The 23,404-nt window shown below is 37.0% G+C and carries 23 protein-coding genes and 1 other annotated feature; of the genes, 22 read left to right on the top strand and 1 reads right to left on the bottom strand.

Features of this window, described 5'->3' with window-relative positions:
• Positions 1–723 carry an RNA polymerase sporulation sigma factor SigE gene (gene sigE, locus ACTWP4_RS10935; protein ID WP_443128794.1) on the top strand — a complete coding sequence of 241 codons (723 nt, stop codon included), beginning with the start codon at positions 1–3 and terminating at the stop codon, positions 721–723.
• 92 nt (positions 724–815) lie between these two features.
• Entirely contained in the window at positions 816–1,595 is a 780-nt protein-coding gene (gene sigG / locus ACTWP4_RS10930) for an RNA polymerase sporulation sigma factor SigG (RefSeq protein WP_443128793.1), read from the top strand.
• A 648-nt stretch (positions 1,596–2,243) separates the two neighbouring features.
• Here the strand turns inward: sigG and ACTWP4_RS10925 are convergent.
• Positions 2,244–2,417, bottom strand: coding sequence for a YfhD family protein (locus ACTWP4_RS10925; RefSeq protein ID WP_443128792.1), 174 nt, complete (start codon positions 2,415–2,417; stop codon positions 2,244–2,246).
• 134 nt (positions 2,418–2,551) lie between these two features.
• On the opposite strand from ACTWP4_RS10925, the gene ACTWP4_RS10920 reads away from it, so the two are divergent.
• The 20 genes from ACTWP4_RS10920 (at position 2,552) to pyrE (ending at position 23,380) form a co-directional block, all read left to right on the top strand.
• Positions 2,552–2,845, top strand: a complete 294-nt coding sequence (locus tag ACTWP4_RS10920) for a YlmC/YmxH family sporulation protein (protein WP_443128791.1) — start codon at positions 2,552–2,554, stop codon at positions 2,843–2,845.
• A 63-nt stretch (positions 2,846–2,908) separates the two neighbouring features.
• Positions 2,909–3,709: a peptidoglycan editing factor PgeF gene (gene pgeF, locus ACTWP4_RS10915; protein ID WP_443128790.1), complete on the top strand. Its 801-nt coding sequence runs from the start codon at positions 2,909–2,911 to the stop codon at positions 3,707–3,709.
• Between the two features lie 25 nt (positions 3,710–3,734).
• Positions 3,735–4,415, top strand: a complete 681-nt coding sequence (locus ACTWP4_RS10910; protein ID WP_443128789.1) for a YggS family pyridoxal phosphate-dependent enzyme — start codon at positions 3,735–3,737, stop codon at positions 4,413–4,415.
• Positions 4,416–4,427: 12 nt separating this feature from the next.
• The gene (locus tag ACTWP4_RS10905; RefSeq protein ID WP_443128788.1) at positions 4,428–4,862 is read left to right on the top strand and encodes a cell division protein SepF; all 435 of its coding nucleotides are present in this window, start codon (positions 4,428–4,430) and stop codon (positions 4,860–4,862) included.
• 9 nt (positions 4,863–4,871) lie between these two features.
• On the top strand, positions 4,872–5,156 hold the full coding sequence (locus ACTWP4_RS10900) for a YggT family protein (RefSeq protein ID WP_443128787.1): 285 nt from the start codon (positions 4,872–4,874) through the stop codon (positions 5,154–5,156).
• Positions 5,157–5,164: 8 nt separating this feature from the next.
• Positions 5,165–5,938 carry a YlmH family RNA-binding protein gene (locus ACTWP4_RS10895; RefSeq protein ID WP_443128786.1) on the top strand — a complete coding sequence of 258 codons (774 nt, stop codon included), beginning with the start codon at positions 5,165–5,167 and terminating at the stop codon, positions 5,936–5,938.
• Between the two features lie 85 nt (positions 5,939–6,023).
• Entirely contained in the window at positions 6,024–6,539 is a 516-nt protein-coding gene (locus tag ACTWP4_RS10890; RefSeq protein ID WP_443128785.1) for a DivIVA domain-containing protein, read from the top strand.
• 59 nt (positions 6,540–6,598) lie between these two features.
• Positions 6,599–6,817 (top strand) — a binding site (T-box leader).
• 549 nt (positions 6,818–7,366) lie between these two features.
• Positions 7,367–10,126: an isoleucine--tRNA ligase gene (gene ileS, locus ACTWP4_RS10885; RefSeq protein ID WP_443128784.1), complete on the top strand. Its 2,760-nt coding sequence runs from the start codon at positions 7,367–7,369 to the stop codon at positions 10,124–10,126.
• Positions 10,127–10,241: 115 nt separating this feature from the next.
• A complete protein-coding gene (lspA, locus tag ACTWP4_RS10880; RefSeq protein WP_443128783.1) occupies positions 10,242–10,715 on the top strand; it encodes a signal peptidase II in 474 nt (157 codons plus the stop codon).
• Positions 10,712–11,626 carry an RluA family pseudouridine synthase gene (locus ACTWP4_RS10875; RefSeq protein WP_443128782.1) on the top strand — a complete coding sequence of 305 codons (915 nt, stop codon included), beginning with the start codon at positions 10,712–10,714 and terminating at the stop codon, positions 11,624–11,626. The genes lspA and ACTWP4_RS10875 overlap by 4 nt, the downstream gene beginning before the upstream one ends.
• 217 nt (positions 11,627–11,843) lie before the next feature.
• Positions 11,844–12,389, top strand: a complete 546-nt coding sequence (pyrR, locus tag ACTWP4_RS10870) for a bifunctional pyr operon transcriptional regulator/uracil phosphoribosyltransferase PyrR (RefSeq protein WP_443128781.1) — start codon at positions 11,844–11,846, stop codon at positions 12,387–12,389.
• 133 nt (positions 12,390–12,522) lie between these two features.
• Positions 12,523–13,905, top strand: coding sequence for a solute carrier family 23 protein (locus tag ACTWP4_RS10865; RefSeq protein ID WP_443128780.1), 1,383 nt, complete (start codon positions 12,523–12,525; stop codon positions 13,903–13,905).
• Positions 13,906–13,938: 33 nt separating this feature from the next.
• Positions 13,939–14,868: an aspartate carbamoyltransferase catalytic subunit gene (locus ACTWP4_RS10860; RefSeq protein WP_443128779.1), complete on the top strand. Its 930-nt coding sequence runs from the start codon at positions 13,939–13,941 to the stop codon at positions 14,866–14,868.
• Positions 14,828–16,108, top strand: coding sequence for a dihydroorotase (locus tag ACTWP4_RS10855; protein ID WP_443128778.1), 1,281 nt, complete (start codon positions 14,828–14,830; stop codon positions 16,106–16,108). The genes ACTWP4_RS10860 and ACTWP4_RS10855 overlap by 41 nt, the downstream gene beginning before the upstream one ends.
• A complete protein-coding gene (locus tag ACTWP4_RS10850) occupies positions 16,105–17,196 on the top strand; it encodes a carbamoyl phosphate synthase small subunit (RefSeq protein WP_443128777.1) in 1,092 nt (363 codons plus the stop codon). The genes ACTWP4_RS10855 and ACTWP4_RS10850 overlap by 4 nt, the downstream gene beginning before the upstream one ends.
• Positions 17,197–20,397: a carbamoyl-phosphate synthase large subunit gene (gene carB / locus ACTWP4_RS10845; RefSeq protein WP_443128776.1), complete on the top strand. Its 3,201-nt coding sequence runs from the start codon at positions 17,197–17,199 to the stop codon at positions 20,395–20,397.
• A complete protein-coding gene (locus ACTWP4_RS10840; RefSeq protein WP_443128775.1) occupies positions 20,394–21,155 on the top strand; it encodes a dihydroorotate dehydrogenase electron transfer subunit in 762 nt (253 codons plus the stop codon). Before carB ends, ACTWP4_RS10840 begins: the two co-directional genes overlap by 4 nt.
• Complete coding sequence (locus tag ACTWP4_RS10835) at positions 21,152–22,060, top strand: dihydroorotate dehydrogenase (RefSeq protein ID WP_443128774.1); 909 nt, start codon at positions 21,152–21,154, stop codon at positions 22,058–22,060. Before ACTWP4_RS10840 ends, ACTWP4_RS10835 begins: the two co-directional genes overlap by 4 nt.
• On the top strand, positions 22,060–22,764 hold the full coding sequence (gene pyrF / locus ACTWP4_RS10830) for an orotidine-5'-phosphate decarboxylase (RefSeq protein ID WP_443128773.1): 705 nt from the start codon (positions 22,060–22,062) through the stop codon (positions 22,762–22,764). Before ACTWP4_RS10835 ends, pyrF begins: the two co-directional genes overlap by 1 nt.
• A complete protein-coding gene (pyrE, locus tag ACTWP4_RS10825; RefSeq protein ID WP_443128772.1) occupies positions 22,757–23,380 on the top strand; it encodes an orotate phosphoribosyltransferase in 624 nt (207 codons plus the stop codon). The genes pyrF and pyrE overlap by 8 nt, the downstream gene beginning before the upstream one ends.
• Positions 23,381–23,404: the final 24 nt, after the last annotated feature.

Genomic DNA, 23,404 nt, shown 5'->3' with positions numbered 1-23,404 from the left:
ATGCTAATCGTACAACAAAAATATAAAATGATTTTTTACAAAGTTCTGAAGAAAATGGGCTTTAAAGTAGACGAAATTTACTATATTGGGGGAAGCGAAGCATTACCACCACCATTGTCTAAAGAAGAGGAATACGAATTAATTCATCGGTTGCCAGTAGGAGATAAAGCTGCAAGGGCAATGTTAATTGAAAGAAACTTACGGCTAGTTGTTTATATTGCCCGAAAATTTGAAAATACAGGAATTAATATTGAGGATTTAATTAGTATTGGCACTATAGGATTAATTAAAGCTATCAATACCTTTAATCCAGAGAAGAAAATTAAACTAGCTACTTATGCATCAAGATGTATTGAAAATGAGATATTAATGTATCTTCGGAAAAATAATAAAATAAAAACAGAAGTTTCATTTGATGAGCCGTTAAATGTCGACTGGGATGGTAATGAACTTTTACTTTCCGATGTGTTAGGTACCGATGAAGATGTTACATTTAAAGATTTGGAACAAAACATTGATAAAACATTATTACGAAAAGCTTTAGAACAATTAAATGGTAGAGAAAAACAAATTATGGAGTTAAGATTTGGTTTAGTTGATAAAGAAGAAGAAATGACCCAAAAAGATGTTGCGGATTTACTTGGGATCTCGCAATCCTACATTTCACGACTTGAAAAAAAGATTATTAAAAGGCTGCAAAAAGAGTTTAATAAAATGGTCTAAAATAACAGATGGTAAATCATGGATGATGCATAAAAACCTCCTGATTGGTGATACTGATTTTTGAGAAGGATCTCCAATTGGGAGGGTATTAAATGACAAGGCATAAAGTAGAAATTTGTGGGGTAGACACAGCAACCTTACCCGTTTTAAAGAATGATGAAATGCGAGTTTTATTTAAGGCTATGCAGAATGGGGATCAATCTGCACGAGAAAAATTAGTTAACGGCAATTTAAGATTAGTATTAAGTGTTATTCAACGATTTCATAATCGAGGGGAGTACGGTGATGATTTATTTCAAGTCGGTTGTATCGGCTTATTAAAATCAATTGATAATTTTGATTTAGGTCAGAATGTAAAATTCTCCACCTATGCTGTCCCAATGATTATCGGTGAAATTAGACGGTATTTACGTGATAATAATCCGATAAGAGTTTCGAGATCATTGCGCGATATTGCCTATAAAGCGCTGCATGCAAGAGAGAAATTATTAAACAAAACGTCAAAGGATCCTTCTCCTATGGAAATTGCAGAAGAATTAGATGTACCAGTTACAGATGTAATATTTGCTCTTGATGCGATTCAAGACCCTGTTTCTTTATTTGAGCCTATTTTTAATGATGGCGGAGACCCGATTTATGTTATGGATCAAGTAAGTGATGACGATGTAAAAGACAATGACTGGATTAATCATTTATCAATTAAAGAAGGTATGCAGCGGTTAAATAAACGTGAAAAAATGATACTTAACAAACGCTTTTTCCAAGGTAAAACACAAATGGAAGTCGCTGAAGAAATTGGCATTTCGCAAGCGCAAGTTTCACGGTTAGAAAAAGCAGCAATTAAAGAAATGAATAAAGAAATGTTTGAATAAAAATAGGAGCAAAACCCAACCGGTTTTGCTCCTATTATTCATCTAGTAAATAGTCCTAATCGTAGCACATTCATGTTATATGTTCTTACTAAGAAAAACAGAATAACCTCCATCTTATTCGCACTAGATACAAACTGCGAAGTAGTGAAAGGTGAAAAAGTAAAGTTTTCTCCCATTCTGCTTAATGATGAGTGCTCGACCGACGCTGCGGAAAAAATACTCGCTTTCCGTGGGGAACGCTTCAGCCTCCTCGGAAGCAAAGACTGCTTCCTGCGGGGTCTTCAGACTGTTCCTTTCCCACAGGAGTCTCGCATTTTTTCCGCAGCTTAGAATAGCGTTCTGATAAAAAGAAAGGAAATCCAAAGAATAGAGTTCCTTAAGTTTCGTTCTTACAATAATCAGAACACTGAATTAGCGTAGGCAGAATACGGAGACTCCTGTGGGAACTCACGCGAGCTGAAGATCCACTTGGTAAAGTGGTTTTCTTTACCAAGTTAGCTGAAGCCGTGCCCACGGAAAGCGAAGTATTCTGCCGGAGCGGTTTGTCTGCACTTCTCCAAGGTAAGAATGGAAGAGAGCAAATCCATGTCCAGTTACTTCGTAGTTTATAAATAGTGTGTACTATATTATAAAAGAAGCGATGACATGTCATCGCTTCTTTGCTCTTTTGTCAGCTCTTTCGCTTCGTTCTTTTGCTTCTAGATCATCTGTGTCGGCAAATTCATTAGAGAATTCTACATCTATTCCATCTGTTTTTTCCATTTTAGGCGTTTGTGCTAATGGATTTCTTGTAGTATTTTTCTTATGTTCATCTCTACCCATATTTTTTCACTCCTTCACTAATCGAATTGTCTTTAGTGTGTGTTAAATTACAATAGAACATAAGCGATTTTTATTGTCATAAACACCATATTTTTTTAGTCGATACATATATTGATAAAAAGGAGGAAGAGAAAATGATAACATTATCAGCATTACAAATGAAAGACATTGTATATATTGAAGACGGGACGAAAATTGGAAATTTAACGGATATAGAGATAAATGTCGATATTGGGAAAATTACAAACTTAGTAGTAGCAACAAAAACAAAAACGTTTGGAGTTTTTGGAGAATCGAGGGAAATTATTATTCCTTGGGCCCATGTCATGAAAATAGGTCATGATGTGATTTTGGTGAAGAAGAACGGTAGTTTTCCAACTGCTCAAGTTGAACAAAAGGTGGATTCCCCTTCTACTTATCAGCAATAAACGACATGGAACTGTATTGCTAAACTAAAATATGATAAAATAATGTAAAATAGGAGGGGTATGATGACAGAGCCCTTTGTGCAACTAGAAGATGAAGGTATATTATGGATTAAACGATGGATGGATAGTGATTCCAACATTATAGCCGGCTTCACAACTCGTGACGGTGGTATTAGCATGCCGCCGTATCAAAGTAATAATCTAGGTTTTCATGTGGAGGATAATCCTGATGATGTATTACAGAACCGAAAACGTTTAGCACATGCTATTCCATTTCCATTAGACCACTGGGTACAAGCAGAACAGGTTCATGGTAATCATGTGCAAATAATTAAAGCAGAAGACAGTGGTAGTGGTGCATTCTCCAGTTATGATGCAATCACAGAAACAGATGGATTAATCACATCTGAGAAAAATTTATTGTGTACTGCATTGTTTGCAGATTGTGTTCCTTTATTTTTCGCAGACAGAAAGCAAGGTATCATTGCTATATCACATGCAGGTTGGAAAGGAACTGTCTCCAATATTGCCAGTAAAACATTGGAGTCCTTTAAACAATTGTCATCAGACATTAAGGATATAGAGGTCGTAATTGGACCAAGTATATGTGGATCATGCTACCAAGTTAATGATCATGTCATCCAACATATCGAAGCAAAATATGTTGATTCCTATCAAGGTTCAAATGGCGAATATTATTTAGATTTAAGGGATTTAAATTATCAATTATTATTGGATGCGGGAGTTTCACCTAGTCATATACATATCTCAAAGTATTGCACATCTCATCATTCATCATTTTTCTCACATAGAAGAGACCAGCATCCTACTGGAAGAATGCTTGGTTTTATCGCATTAGGTTAACTGTGATGAAAGGAGTAGCTTGAACATGACAGTAACAGAAAATTTGGCAAAAATCGAGGCAAATATTAGACAAGCATGTAACAAGGTTGGACGAGACCCACAAGATATCACCATTATTGGGGTAACAAAATATGTTACAATAGAAAGAGCTTTGGAAACAATTTATTCAGGGATTCGACATTTAGGTGAAAATCGAATGGAAGGTTTACTGGAAAAGCATCAAGTTATTGGAGAAAAAGCCATATGGCATTTTATTGGCACGCTACAATCTCGGAAAGTAAAAGACATTATCAATCAGGTAAGTTACATTCATTCATTAGACCGAAAATCTTTAGCTAAAGAAATTAATAAACGAACAGATGAACCTGTTGATTGTTTTATTCAGGTGAACGTTAGTGGAGAAGAATCGAAACATGGGTTACAACCAGATAATGTTGTAGAATTTGTAGATACATTACAAAATTATCCAAACATAAGAGTGGTGGGATTAATGACAATGGCACCACATGTGGAGGATGAAAGTGTATTACGAGAAGTATTCAAATCCTTAAGGCAATTGAGAGATAGTATTCAAGAAAAAGAATGGGGACACGCTCCATGTCAATATTTATCAATGGGAATGAGTAATGATTATCAGCTTGCTATTGAAGAAGGTGCTACTCATATACGTATTGGTTCCAGTCTTGTTGGACCATATGAAGAATAGGGGTGATGATTGATGGGGATGAAGGGTAAGTTCCGTAATTTCTTTGGAATTGAAGATGAAGAGTATGAAGTTATCGAAGAGGAAATAGAACAAGAGAATAAACCACAAAGACGAAGCGAAAGAAAAGATGAAAAAGCCAACGTTGTCAGTTTAAAATCGGTCCAAAAAAGTGCGAAAATGGTTTTATCTGAACCAAGATCATTTAGTGAAGTGCAAGATATTGCTGATCATATTGTTAATCGAAGATCAGTTGTCATTAACTTACAACGAGTGGATACTCAACAAGCAAGACAAATAATTGATTTCATGAGTGGAACAGTTTACGCAGTTTCTGGTCAAATTAAAAAGCTAGGTTCACAAACCTTTTTATGTACACCAGAAAATATTGAAATTTCAGGAGATATTACAGAAATAATGGAAGAAGCAGATCCAGAACAAAGGTGGTAATTAGTTAAAATGGGATTTTTACATGATATTTTATATTATGCTTTGACGCTTTACACATATGCGATTATTATTTATATTTTGATGTCCTGGTTCCCAGGTGCTCGTGAATCATCATTCGGACAAATGCTCGGTTCAATTGTAGAACCATATTTAGAGCCGTTCCGAAAAATTATTCCTCCAATTGGTGGTATGATTGATATTTCACCAATTGTAGCAATTTTTGTTCTTCAATTCGCAATTCGAGGATTGAATTATTTATTTATTAATCTCCTTTCTATTGTAGTTGGTATATAGGTGATCTTATGGATTTATATCAGCATTTTAGGAAAGAGGAATACCCTTTTATAGATCAAGTGTTATCATGGCGTGATGAAGTAACCACCCGATATGAGCGCAAAGTAATTGATTTTCTACATCCAAGGGAACAAAAGATTTTTGAGATGATAATTGGAAATGATGAAGAATTACAACTAGCATTTTTTGGTGGATGGGAATTCGCTGAAAGAAAACGTGCTATACTAGCTCCTTTTTATGAGGAAATAAATGAGTCGAGTTTTGAAGTGGAGTTATTACAAGCCAAATTCCCGCAAAAATTTGTCTCCATTGAACATCGGGATGTGCTTGGAGCCTTTTTATCTGCTGGCATCAAACGAAAAAAAATTGGTGATATTGTCATTCACAATGATATCATTCAAATTCTCGTAGCAACAGATATAACTACTTATTTAATCACTAATGTGACTTCAATTAAAAAGGCAGGAGTAACTTTTGAAAGAGTTTCGATGTCTGAAAGATTGCCATCTCAAGACACTTGGCAGTCACGAATGGCAACATGTGCTTCTTTACGTTTAGATGTAATAATCAAGGAAATGTATCAGATATCCAGACAACAAGCATTAAATGTGATCAAGAAAGGCCTGGTAAAAGTCAATTTCCAAACCATTGATCAACCTGCCTTTTTACTGGAAGAAGATGATCTCATATCGATTAGAGGAAAAGGCAGGTCTCGAATCACTGAATTACAAGGTCGTACCAAAAAAGATAAAATAAGAATCACATTTGAAAAATTATTATAACTTTTTGTAGAAATTTTTAGTGATTTGTCAATAAAGTATGATAAGATATTGTATAAAGAATGACATCTAATAGGAGGTGGCCGATGTGCCTTTATCACCGCTCGATATTCATAACAAGGAATTTGCTAGAGGTTTTCGAGGTTATGATGAAGATGATGTAAATGAATTTCTTGATCAAGTGATCAAAGATTATGAAACGGTTATTCGTGAGAAAAAAGATTTAAAAGAAAAAGTGGACCAATTAAATGAGAAGCTTAGTCACTTCTCCAATATTGAAACTACTTTAAACAAATCGATACTGGTTGCACAGGAGACCGCAGAAGACGTTAAAGAAAATGCCAAAAAAGAGTCTAAATTAATCATAAAAGAAGCAGAAAAAAATGCGGATCGTATCATTAATGAAGCACTTCATAAATCAAGAACGATCGCATTAGAAGTAGAAGAATTAAAGAAACAAGCGAAAGTATTCCGTACCAGATTAAAAATGTTAGTAGAAGCGCAACTAGATCTGGTAGAAAATGATGATTGGGATGGATTATTTGAGATGGATCTCGACAATGAAGAAGACGAACTTGAAAAAGAAGAGTCCAATCAATATTAAATCTTGACGTAATAGAAAATATTACATATAATTCTTATTACAAACTTTTTATACTTGAATTAAATACTATGATTGGGAGAGTACATTTGGGATTACTAATCAAGCGAGTTAGGGATGGTGTAAGCCTAATTTAGTGCCTTAATAGAAGATCACCCATGAGTAGTTACACTGAATATAGTAAGTGTAAACGAGTCATTCACGTTACGAATAGCTGAGTGGATAGCAGTTCTTACCTGCTATCTATAAGGGTGGTACCACGAGAACTCCTCGTCCCTTTTCGGGATGCGGGGTTCTTTTTTTAGGATCAGATACTTTAAAACAATGTACAAAATCCATAAACTGCTGAGTTGGACTTACTTTCTTCCATTCTGATTTTGAAAGAGAGCTTGCATACGCTACGGGAAAATACTTCGCTTAGTGTAGTGTTCTGATTATAGAAATAATAAATCCTTAGGAGATAAATTCTATGGTCTTCCACTTTCAATAAATAGATCCATTTCATTAGCGTAGGCAGAATGCGAAGACTCCTGTGGGACAGCGAGAGCTGAAGATCCACTTTGTGAAGTGCTTTTCTTCACAAAGTTAGCTGAAGCCGAGCCCACGGAAAGTGGAGCGTTCTGCCGGAGCGAGGAATAACACTCACCTCCAATCAGAATGGAAAGGGGTCTACACCAAAATTAATTTTCACTAGTTCGCAGTTTGTATCTATTTCGAATCAGAAAAAACAGGCCGGCTTGGTTTGATTCTTTTTCTTATTTACAAAGGACGAAAATTACCGTCAGTAATCTACTTACGTTAATAATAAATGAAAATAAGGAGGATTTAAATTGGAATATAAACAGACACTGAATATGCCACAAACGAAATTTCCGATGCGTGGTAATTTACCTAACAAAGAGCCAAAAATGCAAGAACAATGGGATGAAGAAAAATTATATGAAAAAGTTCAACAACGAACGGAAGGAAAACCCTTGTTCGTTTTACATGATGGACCTCCATATGCCAATGGGGACATCCATATGGGGCATGCATTAAACAAAGTATTAAAGGACTTTATCGTCAAATATAAATCAATGGCAGGGTTTCATGCGCCATATGTACCAGGCTGGGACACACATGGTCTTCCAATCGAACAAGCACTTGCTAAAAAGAAAGTAAATCGTAAAAAAATGTCCATTGCAGAATTCAGACAAAAATGTGCGGAATATGCATTAAAACAAATCGATAATCAAAGAAGTCAGTTTAAACAGCTAGGGGTAAGAGGTGACTGGGATAATCCATATATCACATTAAACAAATCTTATGAAGCAGCACAAATTAAAGTGTTTGGAGAAATGGCCAAGAAAGACTATATCTATAAAGGATTAAAGCCTGTTTACTGGTCCCCGTCATCTGAGTCTGCTTTAGCGGAAGCTGAAATTGAGTATCAAGATAAGCGCTCAGCATCTATTTATGTAACATTTGACGTTAAAGATGGTAAAGATTTATTAGATGGAGATGAAAAATTTATCATCTGGACAACGACACCATGGACAATTCCAGCAAATTTAGCGATTTCGGTTCATCCGGATCTGGAATATGCGGTTGTTAAAGAAGCCGGAGTAAAATACATTGTTGCACATGATATGTTAAGTGATTTAAAAGATACTTTTGAGTGGCAAGAAGCTGAAGTAGTTAAAACATTTAAGGGTCAAGAAGCTGAAAAAGTAGTTGCAAAGCATCCTTTCTATGACCGCGAATCTTTAGTTATTTTAGGGGAGCACGTAACTACGGAAAGTGGTACAGGACTTGTTCATACTGCACCAGGTCATGGGGAAGATGACTTTATCATCGGTAAGCAATATGGTTTAGATGTGTTGTGTCCAGTTGATGAAAAAGGGTATTTCACAGATGAAGCACCAGGATTTGAAGGTTTATTCTATGATGCAGCGAACAAACAAGTAACAGAAAAATTGGAAGAAAACAACGCGCTATTAAAACTTAACTTTATAACTCACTCCTACCCACATGACTGGCGTACGAAAAAACCAACCATTTTCCGTGCCACTAATCAGTGGTTTGCATCCATTAAAGACTTCCGCGAAGATATCTTAGCGGAAATTAACCGAATTAACTGGTTACCAAAATGGGGTGAAACAAGACTGTTTAATATGGTGCGTGATCGTGAAGATTGGTGTATTTCAAGACAACGTACGTGGGGTGTGCCAATTCCGGTATTTTACGGTGAAGATAAGACGCCAATTATTAATGATGAAACTATTTCTCATGTTGCAAAACTATTTGAAGAACATGGCTCTAATATTTGGTTTGAGTGGGATACGAAAGATTTATTACCGGAAGGATTCTCTTCTGAACACAGTCCAAATGGCGAGTTTACGAAAGAAACAGACATCATGGATGTATGGTTCGATTCAGGAAGTTCTCATGAAGGGGTTTTGGAAGGAAGAGAAGAATTACAGCGACCAGCAGATGTTTATTTAGAAGGATCAGACCAATATCGTGGTTGGTTTAACTCATCTATTTCAACAGCTGTTGCGATTACAGGTAAATCACCTTATGAAACGGTAATTAGTCATGGTTTCGCTTTAGATGGCCAAGGACGTAAAATGAGTAAATCTGTTGGAAACGTAGTTGTTCCTTCTAAAATCATGAAGCAATACGGCGCAGATATCTTACGTTTATGGGTAGCATCTGTTGATTATCAAGCAGATGTCCGTATTTCAGATGAAATTATTAAACAAACATCAGAAGGATATCGTAAAATCCGTAATACCTTCCGTTTCTTACTAGGTAACTTAGCTGATTATACTCTAGAAAATCGTGTAGCAGAAGAACAGTTGGAAGAAATTGATCGTTACATGTTATACCGTCTACAACAAGTAATTGATAAGTCACGTAAAGCATATGATGAATATGATTTCTCAACGGTTTACCAAACTGTTCATAATTTCTGTACGATTGACTTAAGTTCATTCTATTTAGATTTTGCAAAAGATATTCTATATATTGAGGCAGAGGATAATCATAGAAGACGCAGCATTCAAACAGTCTATCATGAAATTATCACCTCTTTGGTGAAATTGTTAACACCGATTTTAACTCATACAATGGAAGAAGTTTGGGATTATATCCCTGGTGTTGAAGTAGAAAGTCCACAATTAACAGATATGCCAGAAGCAAAAGAAATCAAAGACCAGGAACAATTAGCTGCTAAATGGTCACAGTTTATGGTCGTCAGAGACGATATTCTAAAAGCATTGGAAGAAGCACGAGCAGAAAAAGTAATTGGTAAATCTCTAGAAGCTGCTGTGACAATCAAAGCGAACAATGAGGATGTAGCTGCATTACTAGCAGAAGTACCATATCTACATCAGCTACTAATTGTTTCTCATGTAGAATTGACAGAATCATTAGAAGATGGCAAAGCGTTTGAACATGTAACTCTTAAAATTAACAAACATGAAGGTGATACATGTGAACGTTGCTGGGTGATCTCAGATACGGTAGGAAAAGACCAAGATCATTCGACTTTATGTACACGTTGTGCAACGGTAGTAAAGGAAAACTATGCTGATTTAGCTGAATAAATTAGTTTCAAAGCAACTATCCTTTAATATGGGTAGTTGCTTTTTCAATGTTATTTATAATGGTATAATGTTAAAGTATTATATGGTTTATTTAATGAATTTTCGGAGGTATATTATGTGGCGAGTATATTTAGTAGCATTAGCAGTTGTCATTGTTGATCAATTAACGAAATGGCTTGTAGTAACAAATATGGAAATTGGGGAACGTATAACAGTTATTGAATCTTTTTTTTATTTAACATCACACAGAAATTCTGGAGCAGCTTGGGGAATACTGGAAGGTCAAATGGTTTTCTTTTATATCATTACCCTAATAGTAGTGGCCTTTATTATTTTTTACATCCAAAAGTTTGCCAAGGAGAGTAAATGGCTTGGACTTGCTTTAGCTTTTGTTCTCGGTGGTGCAATTGGAAATTTTATCGATCGACTGTTCCGAAAAGAAGTAGTAGATTTTTTAGATGTGTATATTGGTACATATGATTATCCCATTTTTAATATTGCTGATTCTTCTTTAGTAGTGGGTGTTATTGTAATATTTATCTATACATTATTCGATGAAAGAAACAAAAAAAGGAGCAACAAGAAATGAGCGAATCTTCTTATATTGTAAAAACGAGTGACCAAGGGATACGAATTGATAAACTGTTAGTCAACATTACCGATGACTATTCTAGGTCACAGATTAAAACATGGTTTGATAAAAAGTTAGTATTTGTAAACGGCAAGGCAGTCAAACAGAACTATAAATGCCAGACTGAGGATCAAATACATTGGCAAGTACCAGAAGTAGAAGCGTTAGATGTAGTGGCAAAAGATATACCGATCAATATCGTATATGAAGATGAGGATCTTCTTGTTATTAATAAAGAAAGTGGAATGGTTGTTCATCCGGCAGCAGGTCATCAGGAAGATACATTAGTTAATGCTTTACTATATCATTGCGATGATTTATCTGGAATTAATGGTGTCAAGAGACCTGGGATTGTCCATCGGATTGATAAAGACACAAGTGGTTTATTAGTGGTTGCCAAACATGACGTTGCACATGAAAGATTAGCAGAACAACTGAAAGAGAAAAAAATCAAGAGGGCATATAAGGCAATTGTACATGGTGATATACCACATGAATACGGATCGATTGATGCCCCTATAGGTAGAAGTGAAAAAAATCGTCAATTAATGGATGTTACTGAGAAAGGTAAATCGGCAGTTACCCATTTTGAAGTGATCGAACGTTTACATGGGAAATTCACTTTCGTAAAGTGTGTGTTAGAAACTGGTAGAACGCATCAAATACGTGTACACATGAAATATATTGGCTACCCAATAGTTGGAGATCCAAAATATGGTCAGCGAAAAACAATTGATGTAAATGGTCAGGCGTTACATGCTTATCATTTGAGTTTTGAACATCCTATCAAGAAAGAACAGATGGAATTTGAAGCACCGTTACCAGAAAAGTTTGAAAGAGTATTAGAAAATATACGAAAAAGTTATTGACTTCTCGGGCTGTTTTTGACATAATATAAGCAATATCATAGAGACCTTTTAAAACAGTCCCGTGAGGCTGAAAAGGAAACGGATCATCATACCATAGGTATGCCCAAAATCCTTATTCTCCCGCGGAGAATAAGGATTTTTTTATGGGTGAAAATTAAGAGAAGCTAATAGCGCCCTACCAGGTCTTAATAAGGATATTTAAAGTGAGGTTTTTATGATGAATAGAAAAGCAAACGTACTAGATGCCCCAGCAATGAGACGGGCGCTGACACGAATTGCACACGAAATCCTCGAACGAAACAAAGGTGTTGACGGATTAATGCTAGTTGGCATAAAAACAAGAGGGGTTCCGATTGCAAAGCGCCTCCAGCAACGAATTCAAGATATTGAAGGGGTAGAAGTACCAATTGGTGAATTAGATATTACGCTATATCGCGATGATTTATCCCATGTGGACGATCAAAATGAACCAACACTAAATGAAGCAAACTTAAAAGAACAAGTTACAGGTAAAAATGTTATTTTAGTAGACGATGTTTTGTACACAGGTAGAACAGTTAGAGCAGCAATGGATGCTGTGATGGATCAAGGAAGACCATCTCAAATGCAGTTGGCTGTATTAGTAGATAGGGGACATCGCGAACTGCCAATACGTGCAGATTTCATAGGTAAAAACATTCCAACATCACAAAATGAAATTATTACGGTTGAGTTGGAAGAAATCGATCAAAAAGATAGTGTCAGTATTTATGAAAAAGAATAAGAGACCTTTAAACAAGTACAGAGATGCTTGCAAGGTCGCAGTTAAAGGATACGTGTATTTTTATAACGACACGTCTACCTCTTTGCGACCAGCAAAGAGGTTTTTTTATTAGTTAATAAGGGGAGATGGAGAAATGTCAGAGAAAAATATAGTCCTAGATGTCCAAGAAGTACCAAAGTTATCAAAGTGGTTAATTTTTAGTATACAGCATTTATTCGCAATGTTTGGTGCTACCATTTTAGTGCCGTTTTTAACAGAACTATCTCCAGCAGTAGCTTTAGTATCTAGTGGGTTGGGTACACTCGCGTACTTACTAATTACAAAAGGTCAAATCCCAGCTTACTTAGGTTCTAGCTTTGCTTTTATTGCACCGATCACGAGTGCCATGACAATAGGAGGACCAGAAGGAGTCATGATTGGAAGTTTCCTGGCTGGGGTTGTTTATGGAATTCTTTCGTTATTGATAGCAGCTTTTGGAACAGATTGGATTATCAAAGTATTACCTCCTATTGTAGTAGGGCCTGTCATTATTGTGATTGGGTTAGGCTTAGCTCCGACTGCGATTGATATGGCCATGAATGTAGACGGTGAATATAGCGGTATTCACTTCAGTGCAGCGATTGTTACTTTGCTAATCACGGTTATCGGCTCCTTGTTATTTAGAGGCTTTTTCGGACTTATCCCGATCTTAATTGGAATCATTGGTGGCTATATTTACTCATTAGTTATTACCGCTGTTACTGATGTGAAAGTATTAGATGTAAGTGGAGTACAAGCAGCTTGGGACAAAATTGTTTCCAGTAACTCATTTGGAGAGGCCATTCAGTCAATCTTTTTAGTACCGGATTTTGTTATCCCGTTTGTTACGTTTAATCCAGTAGATGTATTTAGCTGGAGTATTGTACTGTTGATGGTACCTGTCGCGGTTGTAACAGTTGCCGAACACATCGGTGACCAAATGGTTCTTTCCAAAGTAGCAGGTAGAAACTTTTTGAAAAAACCTGGTTTGCACCGTTCGATATTAGGTGATGGGGTAGCTACTATGATCGCATCCGTATTAGGTGGGCCGCCAAATACAACATACGGTGAAAACATCGGTGTATTGGCAATTACAAGAGTGTTCAGTGTGTTTGTTATCGGTGGTGCTGCAGTTTTAGCGATAATTTTCGGATTTATCGGCATCATTACAGAATTAATTGGGTCCATCCCATCTCCGGTAATGGGAGGTGTATCGATTCTGCTATTCGGTATTATCGCATCAAGTGGCTTAAGAATGCTTATCGATAATCAAATAGATTTAGGTGAAAAAAGAAATCTAGTTATTTCATCAGTAATTTTAGTGATCGGAATCGGTGGTGCCTATATTGATATCCCGGTTGGTAATGGTCAAGTTGTAACCATCGCTGGTATGGCACTATCAGCATTAGTCGGATTGATTTTAAACCTTATACTACCTGGAAAAGAATCTGGTTATGGTAATGGTAATATGTTTGCAGAAACTAAGGATGAAGAATAATAGTTTCAAAAATTAAGATAGGGAGGAATAAAGATGAAGCATTTTGTGACGATGAAGGATAAAACAGAAACAGAAATACTTCAATTGGTCAAAAGAGCACATCATATTAGTCAAAAAGGGGTAAATCCTCTACAAGGGCAATATTTTGCAGCAAATCTATTCTTTGAACCTAGCACGCGAACCAAAATGAGTTTTGTTGTTGCCGAAAGAAAACTTGGTATTGAACCATTAGACTTTATGGCAGATGCCTCAAGTGTAACTAAAGGTGAAAGCATTTATGATACAGCAAAAACATTTGAATCCATTGGTGCTAACTTTATCGTATTACGACATCAACAAGAGAATATTGCCAATCAATTAGCAAAATCTTTATCCATCCCTGTTATTAATGCAGGAGACGGGACTGGTGAACATCCGACCCAATGTCTCCTTGATCTTATGACTATTTATCAAGAATTTAAGCAGTTTAACGGCTTAAAAATAGTGATTTCTGGAGATATCAAGCATAGTCGTGTAGCTCGATCCAATGCATTTGCACTTACTACATTAGGCTGTGAGGTCTATTTAACTGGTAAGGAAGAGTGGCATGATGACACATTACCATTTCAGTATGTGTCGATGGATGAGGCAATTGAAATAGCAGATGTTGTGATGCTACTTCGAATTCAGCATGAGAGACATCAGGATCAGGTTACTTTGCATCAAGGAAGTTACTTGGAGAAATATGGTCTAACTATCGAAAGAGAAGCAAGAATGAAAGGTCATGCTATTATTTTACACCCTGCACCCGTAAACAGAGGGGTGGAAATTGATACTAACTTAGTTGAATGCAAGAGATCTAGAATATTTAAACAAATGCAAAATGGTGTAGTAGCAAGAATGGCAGTAATTGAGACACTTTTGAACCAAGGGGGCAACTTCAATGAAGAAAATTTTAACAAACGTCAAGCGAATATTGGATAATGGCAGTTTACAACCTTGTGAAATAGTAATGGAAGATGGAAAAATCAAAGCCATCGGAATGGAATTGGAAGTTCCGGAAGCAGAAAAGATCGATGGTAAGGGCAACTTGGTTACTCCAGGATTTGTCGATGTCCATGTCCATTTAAGAGAACCAGGTGGCGAGACAAAAGAAACGATTGCAACGGGTACGCTGGCTGCGGCTCGTGGAGGATACACAACGGTCTGTGCGATGCCTAACACACAACCAACTCCTGATTCAGCAGAAGTTTTGCAATCTATTCAAAACAGAATTGAAGAAACAGCAGCGATTCGCGTTTTGCCCTATGCATCCATTACCAAGCGTCTTATAGGTGATCAGTTAACTGATATGAAGGAACTGAAGCAAAAAGGTGCTTTTGCATATACAGATGATGGTGTCGGTGTTCAATCTGCAGATATGATGTTACAGGCAATGACACAGGCAGCAGCAATTGACATGCCAATTGTAGCACACTGTGAGGAAAATACATTAATTCATAACGGTGTGATGCATGAAGGGGAAGTGAGTCAACAGTTAGGCTTACCGGGAATTCCTTCTATTTGTGAGTCTGTACAAATTGCTCGTGATGTGCTTTTAGCAGAAGCTGCTGGATGCCACTATCACGTATGTCATGTAAGTACGAAAGAATCAGTACGTGTGATACGGGATGCAAAGAAAGCAGGCATTCGGGTAACAGCGGAAGTAACACCACACCATTTGTTAATGAATGAAACTGCAATTACCAAAAATGATGCCAACTTTAAAATGAACCCACCGTTGCGTGCAATTGAAGATCAAGAAGCACTAATCGAAGGTTTACTTGATGGCACTATTGATTTCATTGCAACAGATCATGCACCTCACACTTCGGAGGAAAAGGCAAACGGTATGGAGGAAGCACCATTCGGGATTGTTGGATTTGAAACGGCATTTTCTCTATTGCATACTCATTTTGTAAAAAAAGGAATCTTTACTTTAAAACAACTCGTTGATTGGATGACCGTAAAACCAGCAGATACATTTGGGTTACCTTATGGACGAATGGAAATTGGTACAAGCGCTGATTTAACTCTATTAGATTTAAAAACAAATGAAAATATAGATACATCAACCTTTGTATCTAAAGGCAAGAATACACCATTTGATAAGTGGGAAGTAACCGGAAAACCAATTATGACCATTTATCAAGGGCAGATCGCTTATGAGGAGGGGACAAAATGAAAAGACAGCTTATTTTAGAAGACGGAACCGTGTTTAATGGAGAAGCATTCGGCTCGTTAGAAGAAAGTATAGGTGAAGTAGTATTTAATACTGGTATGACTGGTTATCAGGAAACACTATCTGACCCTTCTTATTGTGGACAAATTGTAACGATGACATATCCACTCATCGGAAATTATGGTATTAACCGAGATGATTTTGAAACCATTACTCCGTCAATATTTGGTTTTGTTGTAAAAGAATATTGTGAAACACCTTCCAATTTTCGCAGTGATGAAAATCTTGATGAATATTTAAAAGCAAATAATATACCAGGGATTTCTGGAATAGATACAAGAAAGTTGACAAAAATTTTACGTAAACACGGTACAATGAAAGGGATACTAACAGAAGCAGGTGCTGAGGATAAAGAAGCTCAAGAAAAATTAAAGCAAGCAAATCCGCTTACCAATCAAGTGGAACAGGTTTCCACGGTAAAGCCGTATGTTTCACCTGGAAGAGGATATCGAATAGTGCTAGTGGATTTTGGTATGAAACACGGTATTTTACGAGAATTAACCAAGCGTAAATGCCATGTAACAGTCGTACCATACAATTACAGTGCGGAAAATATTTTGCGTTTAAAACCTGATGGCATCATGTTAACAAATGGTCCTGGTAATCCTAAAAACGTTCCAGAAGCGATTGAAATGATCAAAAAGGTAATTTCAACTGTTCCGACCTTTGGTATTTGTCTAGGACACCAGCTGTTATCATTAGCATGTGGGGCTGATACTGACAAATTAAAATTTGGACATCGTGGTTCAAACCATCCAGTTTATGATTATGAGACGAAACGTACTTATTTAACATCCCAAAATCATGGATATGCTGTAACAGAAGTATCGATCGAACAAACTGATTTAGAACTTACGCAGATTGCATTAAATGATAGGACAGTAGAAGGAGTAAAACATTCCAAATATCCAGCATTCTCGGTACAATATCACCCGGAAAACTCACCAGGTCCAGATGATACAAACTATTTATTTGACCGTTTTATCGAGAATATCCAAAGCTATCAAGCAGCACAGAAGGAGGAAGTCTAAATGCCAAAGAGAACAGATATTCAAAAGATTCTAGTAATAGGTTCTGGTCCGATTGTAATTGGACAAGCAGCAGAATTTGATTATTCCGGAACACAAGCATGTCAATCATTGAAAGAAGAAGGCTATACGGTTGTTTTGGCAAACTCTAATCCGGCGACAATTATGACGGATCATACGATAGCAGATACGGTTTATATGGAGCCATTAACAGTAGAATTTTTATCTAAAATCATTCGTAAGGAAAGACCAGATGCGGTGTTACCGACACTTGGTGGACAGACTGGCTTAAACTTAGCGGTTGCATTAGATGAATCTGGTATTTTGGAAGAATACGATGCTGAATTATTAGGTACGAAACTAGATGCGATTCAGCAAGCGGAGGATCGTGAAAAATTCAGAACATTAATGAATGAAATAAATGAACCTGTACCTGAAAGCCGAATTGTCAATACGGTGGAACAAGCATTAGACTTTGCGAATGAAATTGGTTATCCACTTATTGTTCGACCTGCCTATACACTAGGAGGCACTGGTGGTGGTATGTGTTATAACGAAGAAGATTTAAAAGAAATCACCAGAAATGGTTTAGCACTGTCACCAGTTAATCAATGTTTGATTGAAAAAAACATAGCAGGTTTCAAAGAAATTGAATATGAAGTAATGCGCGATAAAAATGATCAAGCGATCGTTGTTTGTAACATGGAGAACATTGATCCTGTCGGCATTCATACTGGAGATTCAATCGTTGTAGCACCATCACAAACTTTAAGTGACCGCGAATATCAAATGTTACGTTCCTCCTCATTAAAAATTATCCGTGCATTGGAAATTGAAGGAGGATGTAACGTTCAATTAGCGTTAGATCCAAACAGCTTCCAATACTATATTATTGAAGTAAACCCGAGAGTAAGTCGTTCATCTGCCTTAGCTTCTAAAGCGACAGGTTACCCGATTGCCAAGATTGCAGCAAAAATTGCCATTGGTATGACATTAGATGAGATTATGAATCCAATTACAGGAACAACTTATGCTATGTATGAACCAGCTTTAGACTATGTCGTGACGAAATTTCCTCGTTTCCCTTTTGATAAATTTGTATTAGGTAACCGTAAGCTTGGTACCCAAATGAAAGCTACAGGGGAAGTTATGGCAATTGGTCGTAATTTCGAAGAATCTATACTGAAAGGCATTCGCTCATTAGATATAAGTGGTGATGATTTCTATTTAGCTAAATTAGAAGATGAATCCATTGAATCTTTAAAAGAACGTTTAGTGCATGCAGATGATGAAAGGATATATGTATTAGCAGAGGTAATTCGAAAAGGTGAATCCATTGAAGAAATTTTTCAGTTAACAAAAATTGACCGCTTTTTCTTGGAAAAATTGAAAAAGATTATTGATTTTGAAGGAAAGTTAGCAGATATTCCACAAAACCTTGATCTTTTAAGAGAAGCAAAGAAATTAGGCTTGTCTGACACGCAAATCGCCCGAGTTTGGAATGTCGATGTAGACGAAATTTATCAGCTTAGAAAAACAGAAAATATTTTACCAGTTTATAAGATGGTAGATACATGTGCAGCTGAGTTCGAATCAGAAACTCCTTATTTCTACAGTGCGTATGAAGAGGAAAATGAGTCAGTAGTAACCGACCGTAATAAAGTATTGGTTATCGGTTCAGGTCCGATCAGAATCGGCCAAGGGATTGAATTCGATTATGCTACTGTCCACTCGGTGCTAGCATTAAAAGAGGCAGGATATGAAGCAATTATTATGAATAGTAATCCAGAGACAGTTTCGACTGACTTCAGTGTTTCTGACAAATTATATTTTGAACCATTAACTCTAGAGGATGTCATGCATGTCATAGATTTAGAAAAACCAGAAGGTGTTATTGTTCAATTTGGTGGTCAAACAGCTATTAATCTGGCAGAAGGATTAGAACGCCGTGGTGTGAAAATTCTCGGAACACCACTTACTGCGATCGATACTGCAGAAGACCGTGATAAATTTGAACAACTTTTACAAGAGCTAAGTATTCCACAACCACAAGGGAAAAGTGTACGACAATTAGATCAAGCAAAAGAAGCAGCAGCATCGATTGGTTATCCTGTCTTAGTACGACCATCATATGTTATTGGTGGAAGTCAAATGGAAATTGTCTACAGTGAGGAAGAATTAGCGAGCTATTTAGCGAAAACGAATCATATAAAGCATAAGCATCCTGTACTAATTGATAAGTATTTAACAGGAATTGAAGTGGAAGTGGATGCGATCAGTGATGGAGAAACAACGATTATACCGGGGGTCATGGAGCACATTGAACGTGCCGGGGTACACTCTGGTGACTCGATTGCTGTTTATCCTGCTCAGCGATTATCAGCTGATATTAAGCAGAAATGTGTGGATATTACGATTAATATTGCTGAGAAATTAGGGGTAAAAGGGCTGATCAATATTCAGTTTGTCGTGCATCATAATGAAGTATACGTGTTAGAAGTTAACCCAAGAGCAAGTCGTACGATTCCGTTTTTAAGTAAGATAACGGGAGTAACGATGGCTAATCTCGCAACACGTTGTATTATCGGAGAATCACTGGCAAATATGGGTTACGAAAAAGGTTTACTGCCAGAGCCAGAAACAGTTTCTGTCAAAGTGCCGGTTTTCTCATTTGAAAAATTGCGCAGTGTTGATACAATGCTTGGACCCGAAATGAAATCAACAGGGGAAGCAATCGGACGTGACCGAACATTAGAAAAAGCGTTATATAAAGGTCTAACGGCATCTGGGTTAAAGATTCCTATGGAAGGGGCAATCCTGATTACGATAGCAGATAAAGATAAGGCCGAAGCATCTGAAATTGCTAAACGATTCTTTGAGTTAGGTTTCCATCTTTATGCAACAGAAGGAACTGCTAAAACAATCAGGGAATTAAATATACCGGTGACTGAAGTTGGGAAAGTTGGAGCAGAAGGTAAAAACGTAATTTCTATTATTGAGCAAGGGGAAGTCCAAGTCGTTATTAATACGCTGACTTCTGGTAAGAAACCACGTTCAGACGGTTTTAGAATTCGCCGTGAAGCGGTTGAGCATGGTATTCCATGTTTAACAAGCTTAGACACTGCAGAAGCAATCGTCAATGTAATTGATTCCACAACATTTACTGCAAAGCCAGCAGTAGAAGGGAAGGCTATTGTACTGTGATAACAAAACAATTGCTGAAAATAAAAAGTCATATGCAAATTGCAGAAGATACCTTTGAAGTTGTATTGCAATCATCTATGGCAAAAGAACTTAGACCAGGACAGTTTGTGCATATCGCCTTAACAAATCATATGTTACGCAGACCGGTATCAGTAGCTGGTGTCGACGCCCGTGCAGAGACTTTTACCATTATCTTTAAAATATTTGGGGAAGGAACGCGCACGCTAAGTAAATTTCAAGCAGGCGACTTTCTCGATGTTATTTTACCGTGCGGATCTTATTACCCGATCGATCAATTGGAAATGGATCGTGCATTGATAGTAGGTGGAGGGATTGGCGTCCCTCCACTCTACTATCTAGCTAAAACGCTAAAGGAAAAAGGGATAAAAGTTACGAGTATCCTTGGTTTTCAATCGAAAAATCAAATATTTTATGAAGAAAAATTTCAGGCATTAGGCGATACGTATATTGCAACTAATGATGGTAGCTATGGAACTAAGGGATTTGTTACCGATATTATTAATGAAATCACCCCCTCATTTGATTACTTCTTTTCCTGTGGACCAACACCGATGTTAAAGGCGGTCTCAAATCAGTTAGATGGGTATAATGGCTATATCTCTTTAGAAGAACGTATGGGGTGTGGAGTTGGAACATGTTATGCATGTGTTGTGCCTTTAAAGGAAGACCCTTCGAAATCGAAAAAAATATGTAAAGACGGTCCGGTATTTTCAGCAAAAGAGGTGATCTTAACATGAATTTATCGACGAGATTATCAGGCTTAACATTAAAAAATCCTGTCATGCCTGCTTCCGGTTGTTTCGGGTTTGGAAAAGAATACAGTCAATTTTATGATTTAAGTGAACTGGGAGCAATTATTGTCAAAGCAGCTACAGGTGAAGCACGTTACGGGAATCCGACACCGAGAGTGGCAGAGACATCCAGTGGTATGTTAAATGCGATTGGCTTACAAAATCCTGGTGTCGAACAAATTATAGAAGAAGAATTACCTTTTTTACGATCATATGATACACCTGTTATTGCGAATGTTGCCGGAAGTACAGTAGAGGAATATGTCAAGGTTACCAACACATTAAATCATTCTGAAGATATTGCTGCTTTAGAGTTAAATATATCCTGCCCGAATGTGAAAGAGGGTGGCGTACAATTTGGAACAGACCCATCGCTTGCAAAAGAAGTAACTTATCAGGTAAAAGAAGCAAGCGATTATCCGGTTTATGTCAAATTGTCACCGAATGTATCAAATATTGTAGAAATGGCAAAGGCGGTGGCAGAAGCTGGGGCAGACGGTTTGTCCATGATTAATACCTTAACAGGTATGCAAATTAATTTAAAACAACGAAAGCCGATTATTGCCAATAAAACAGGGGGACTATCAGGTCCTGCCATCAAACCGGTTGCGATTCGTATGATTTATGAAGTACGCCAGTCTCTTGATATCCCGATTATCGGAATGGGTGGAATTACTAGAGCTGAAGATGTTTTAGAATTTCTCTTAGCTGGCGCCAATGCTGTAGCAGTTGGAACTGCAAATTTTCAAAATCCGTTAGCATGTCCTGAAATAATCCATGATTTGCCACGTGTGCTAAAGGAATATGGATTTGATTCAGTAGAAGATGCAATAGGAAAGGGGCATGTGTAATGGATCAACCATTTTTTCTGGCCTTGGATTTTCGTACGGCAGATGATGTGAAATCGTTTATTGAGAAGCATGATCTTTATAGGGTACCAGTAAAAGTAGGAATGGAATTGTTTTATCGTGAAGGTAGGGAAATAATTGATTGGCTAAAAACACATAACCATCCGATTTTCTTAGATTTAAAACTTCATGATATACCAACAACAGTTGAAAAAGCGATGTATAATTTAGCTCATTTAGGTGTTGATATTGTCAACGTCCATGCTTCGGGAGGCTCTGAAATGATCAAAGCAGCCAAAAGAGGGCTTGAAGCTGGAGCGGATGGTAAAGTTCCAAAACTAATTGCGGTAACTGTTCTGACATCAATGGATCAGTCAACATTAAAAGAGGAATTATATATTAATCAATCAGTAGACGATGCTGTTAAACGTCTGGCACTTTTAACTAAAAATAGTGGAGCGGATGGTGTTGTATGTTCGGCTCTTGAAGTACCAATTATTAAACAAGCTTGTGGTGATGACTTTCTAACCGTAACACCTGGGATTAGACTGAGTGAGTCTAATCAGAATGATCAAAAACGAGTAACAACCCCAAGGCTTGCAAAACAAAAAGGTGCGGATTATTTAGTAATAGGCAGAAGTATTACACAGGCAGAAAATCCAAAAGCTAATTACAGGCGAGTAGTAGAGGAGTGGAGAAATGCTTAAATCAAAAGAAATAGCCAATGCATTGTATGAGATAGATGCCATTCAAATTCGTCCAGATCGATCCTTTGTATGGACATCTGGAATTCATTCTCCGATCTATTGTGATAATCGATTGACAATGTCTTATCCGAAAGTAAGAAAACAAATTGCGCAACAATTTACTAGTTTAATCGAACAAATGGATGAAAAGCCGGATGTAATTGCTGGTTGCGCCACAGCAGGTATTCCACATGCAGCATGGCTAGCAGATTATTTAGATTTACCAATGGTTTATGTACGATCTAAACCAAAAGGGCATGGAAAACAAAATCAGATAGAAGGTAAGATAGAAAAGGGAGATAAAGTCATTGTAATAGAGGACCTTATATCTACAGGAGGATCTTCTATCGATAGTGCGCTTGTATTACAAGAAGCAGGTGCAGAAGTCTTAAGTGTATTAGCTATCTTCAGTTACGGATTAAAAAAGGCAGACAAACAATTTAAGGATGCTAATATACCGTTCACTACTATCACTAACTTTGATATATTAGCTAGTGCGTTAGTTGATAATAACGAAATTTCAGAAGTAGAAAAAGTAGATTTATTAAAATGGCGTGATGAGCTAGGAAATAATTAATATTAATATTTCCTGGGAAACCGC

Source organism: Gracilibacillus sp. D59 (assembly GCF_052246695.1).
GTDB lineage: Bacteria > Bacillota > Bacilli > Bacillales > Amphibacillaceae > Gracilibacillus.
This window is presented reverse-complemented; position numbering and strand designations above follow the sequence as displayed.

Excerpts from the sequence above, each read along its gene's own strand:
- sigE (WP_443128794.1), top strand. The coding sequence starts at position 1 with ATGCTAATCGTACAACAAAAATATAAAATGATTTTTTACAAAGTTCTG.
- sigG (WP_443128793.1), top strand. The coding sequence starts at position 816 with ATGACAAGGCATAAAGTAGAAATTTGTGGGGTAGACACAGCAACCTTA.
- ACTWP4_RS10925 (WP_443128792.1), bottom strand. The coding sequence starts at position 2,417 with ATGGGTAGAGATGAACATAAGAAAAATACTACAAGAAATCCATTAGCA.
- ACTWP4_RS10920 (WP_443128791.1), top strand. The coding sequence starts at position 2,552 with ATGATAACATTATCAGCATTACAAATGAAAGACATTGTATATATTGAA.
- pgeF (WP_443128790.1), top strand. The coding sequence starts at position 2,909 with ATGACAGAGCCCTTTGTGCAACTAGAAGATGAAGGTATATTATGGATT.
- ACTWP4_RS10910 (WP_443128789.1), top strand. The coding sequence starts at position 3,735 with ATGACAGTAACAGAAAATTTGGCAAAAATCGAGGCAAATATTAGACAA.
- ACTWP4_RS10905 (WP_443128788.1), top strand. The coding sequence starts at position 4,428 with ATGGGGATGAAGGGTAAGTTCCGTAATTTCTTTGGAATTGAAGATGAA.
- ACTWP4_RS10900 (WP_443128787.1), top strand. The coding sequence starts at position 4,872 with ATGGGATTTTTACATGATATTTTATATTATGCTTTGACGCTTTACACA.
- ACTWP4_RS10895 (WP_443128786.1), top strand. The coding sequence starts at position 5,165 with ATGGATTTATATCAGCATTTTAGGAAAGAGGAATACCCTTTTATAGAT.
- lspA (WP_443128783.1), top strand. The coding sequence starts at position 10,242 with ATGTGGCGAGTATATTTAGTAGCATTAGCAGTTGTCATTGTTGATCAA.
- ACTWP4_RS10875 (WP_443128782.1), top strand. The coding sequence starts at position 10,712 with ATGAGCGAATCTTCTTATATTGTAAAAACGAGTGACCAAGGGATACGA.
- pyrR (WP_443128781.1), top strand. The coding sequence starts at position 11,844 with ATGAATAGAAAAGCAAACGTACTAGATGCCCCAGCAATGAGACGGGCG.
- ACTWP4_RS10865 (WP_443128780.1), top strand. The coding sequence starts at position 12,523 with ATGTCAGAGAAAAATATAGTCCTAGATGTCCAAGAAGTACCAAAGTTA.
- ACTWP4_RS10860 (WP_443128779.1), top strand. The coding sequence starts at position 13,939 with ATGAAGCATTTTGTGACGATGAAGGATAAAACAGAAACAGAAATACTT.
- ACTWP4_RS10855 (WP_443128778.1), top strand. The coding sequence starts at position 14,828 with ATGAAGAAAATTTTAACAAACGTCAAGCGAATATTGGATAATGGCAGT.
- ACTWP4_RS10850 (WP_443128777.1), top strand. The coding sequence starts at position 16,105 with ATGAAAAGACAGCTTATTTTAGAAGACGGAACCGTGTTTAATGGAGAA.
- carB (WP_443128776.1), top strand. The coding sequence starts at position 17,197 with ATGCCAAAGAGAACAGATATTCAAAAGATTCTAGTAATAGGTTCTGGT.
- ACTWP4_RS10835 (WP_443128774.1), top strand. The coding sequence starts at position 21,152 with ATGAATTTATCGACGAGATTATCAGGCTTAACATTAAAAAATCCTGTC.
- pyrF (WP_443128773.1), top strand. The coding sequence starts at position 22,060 with ATGGATCAACCATTTTTTCTGGCCTTGGATTTTCGTACGGCAGATGAT.
- pyrE (WP_443128772.1), top strand. The coding sequence starts at position 22,757 with ATGCTTAAATCAAAAGAAATAGCCAATGCATTGTATGAGATAGATGCC.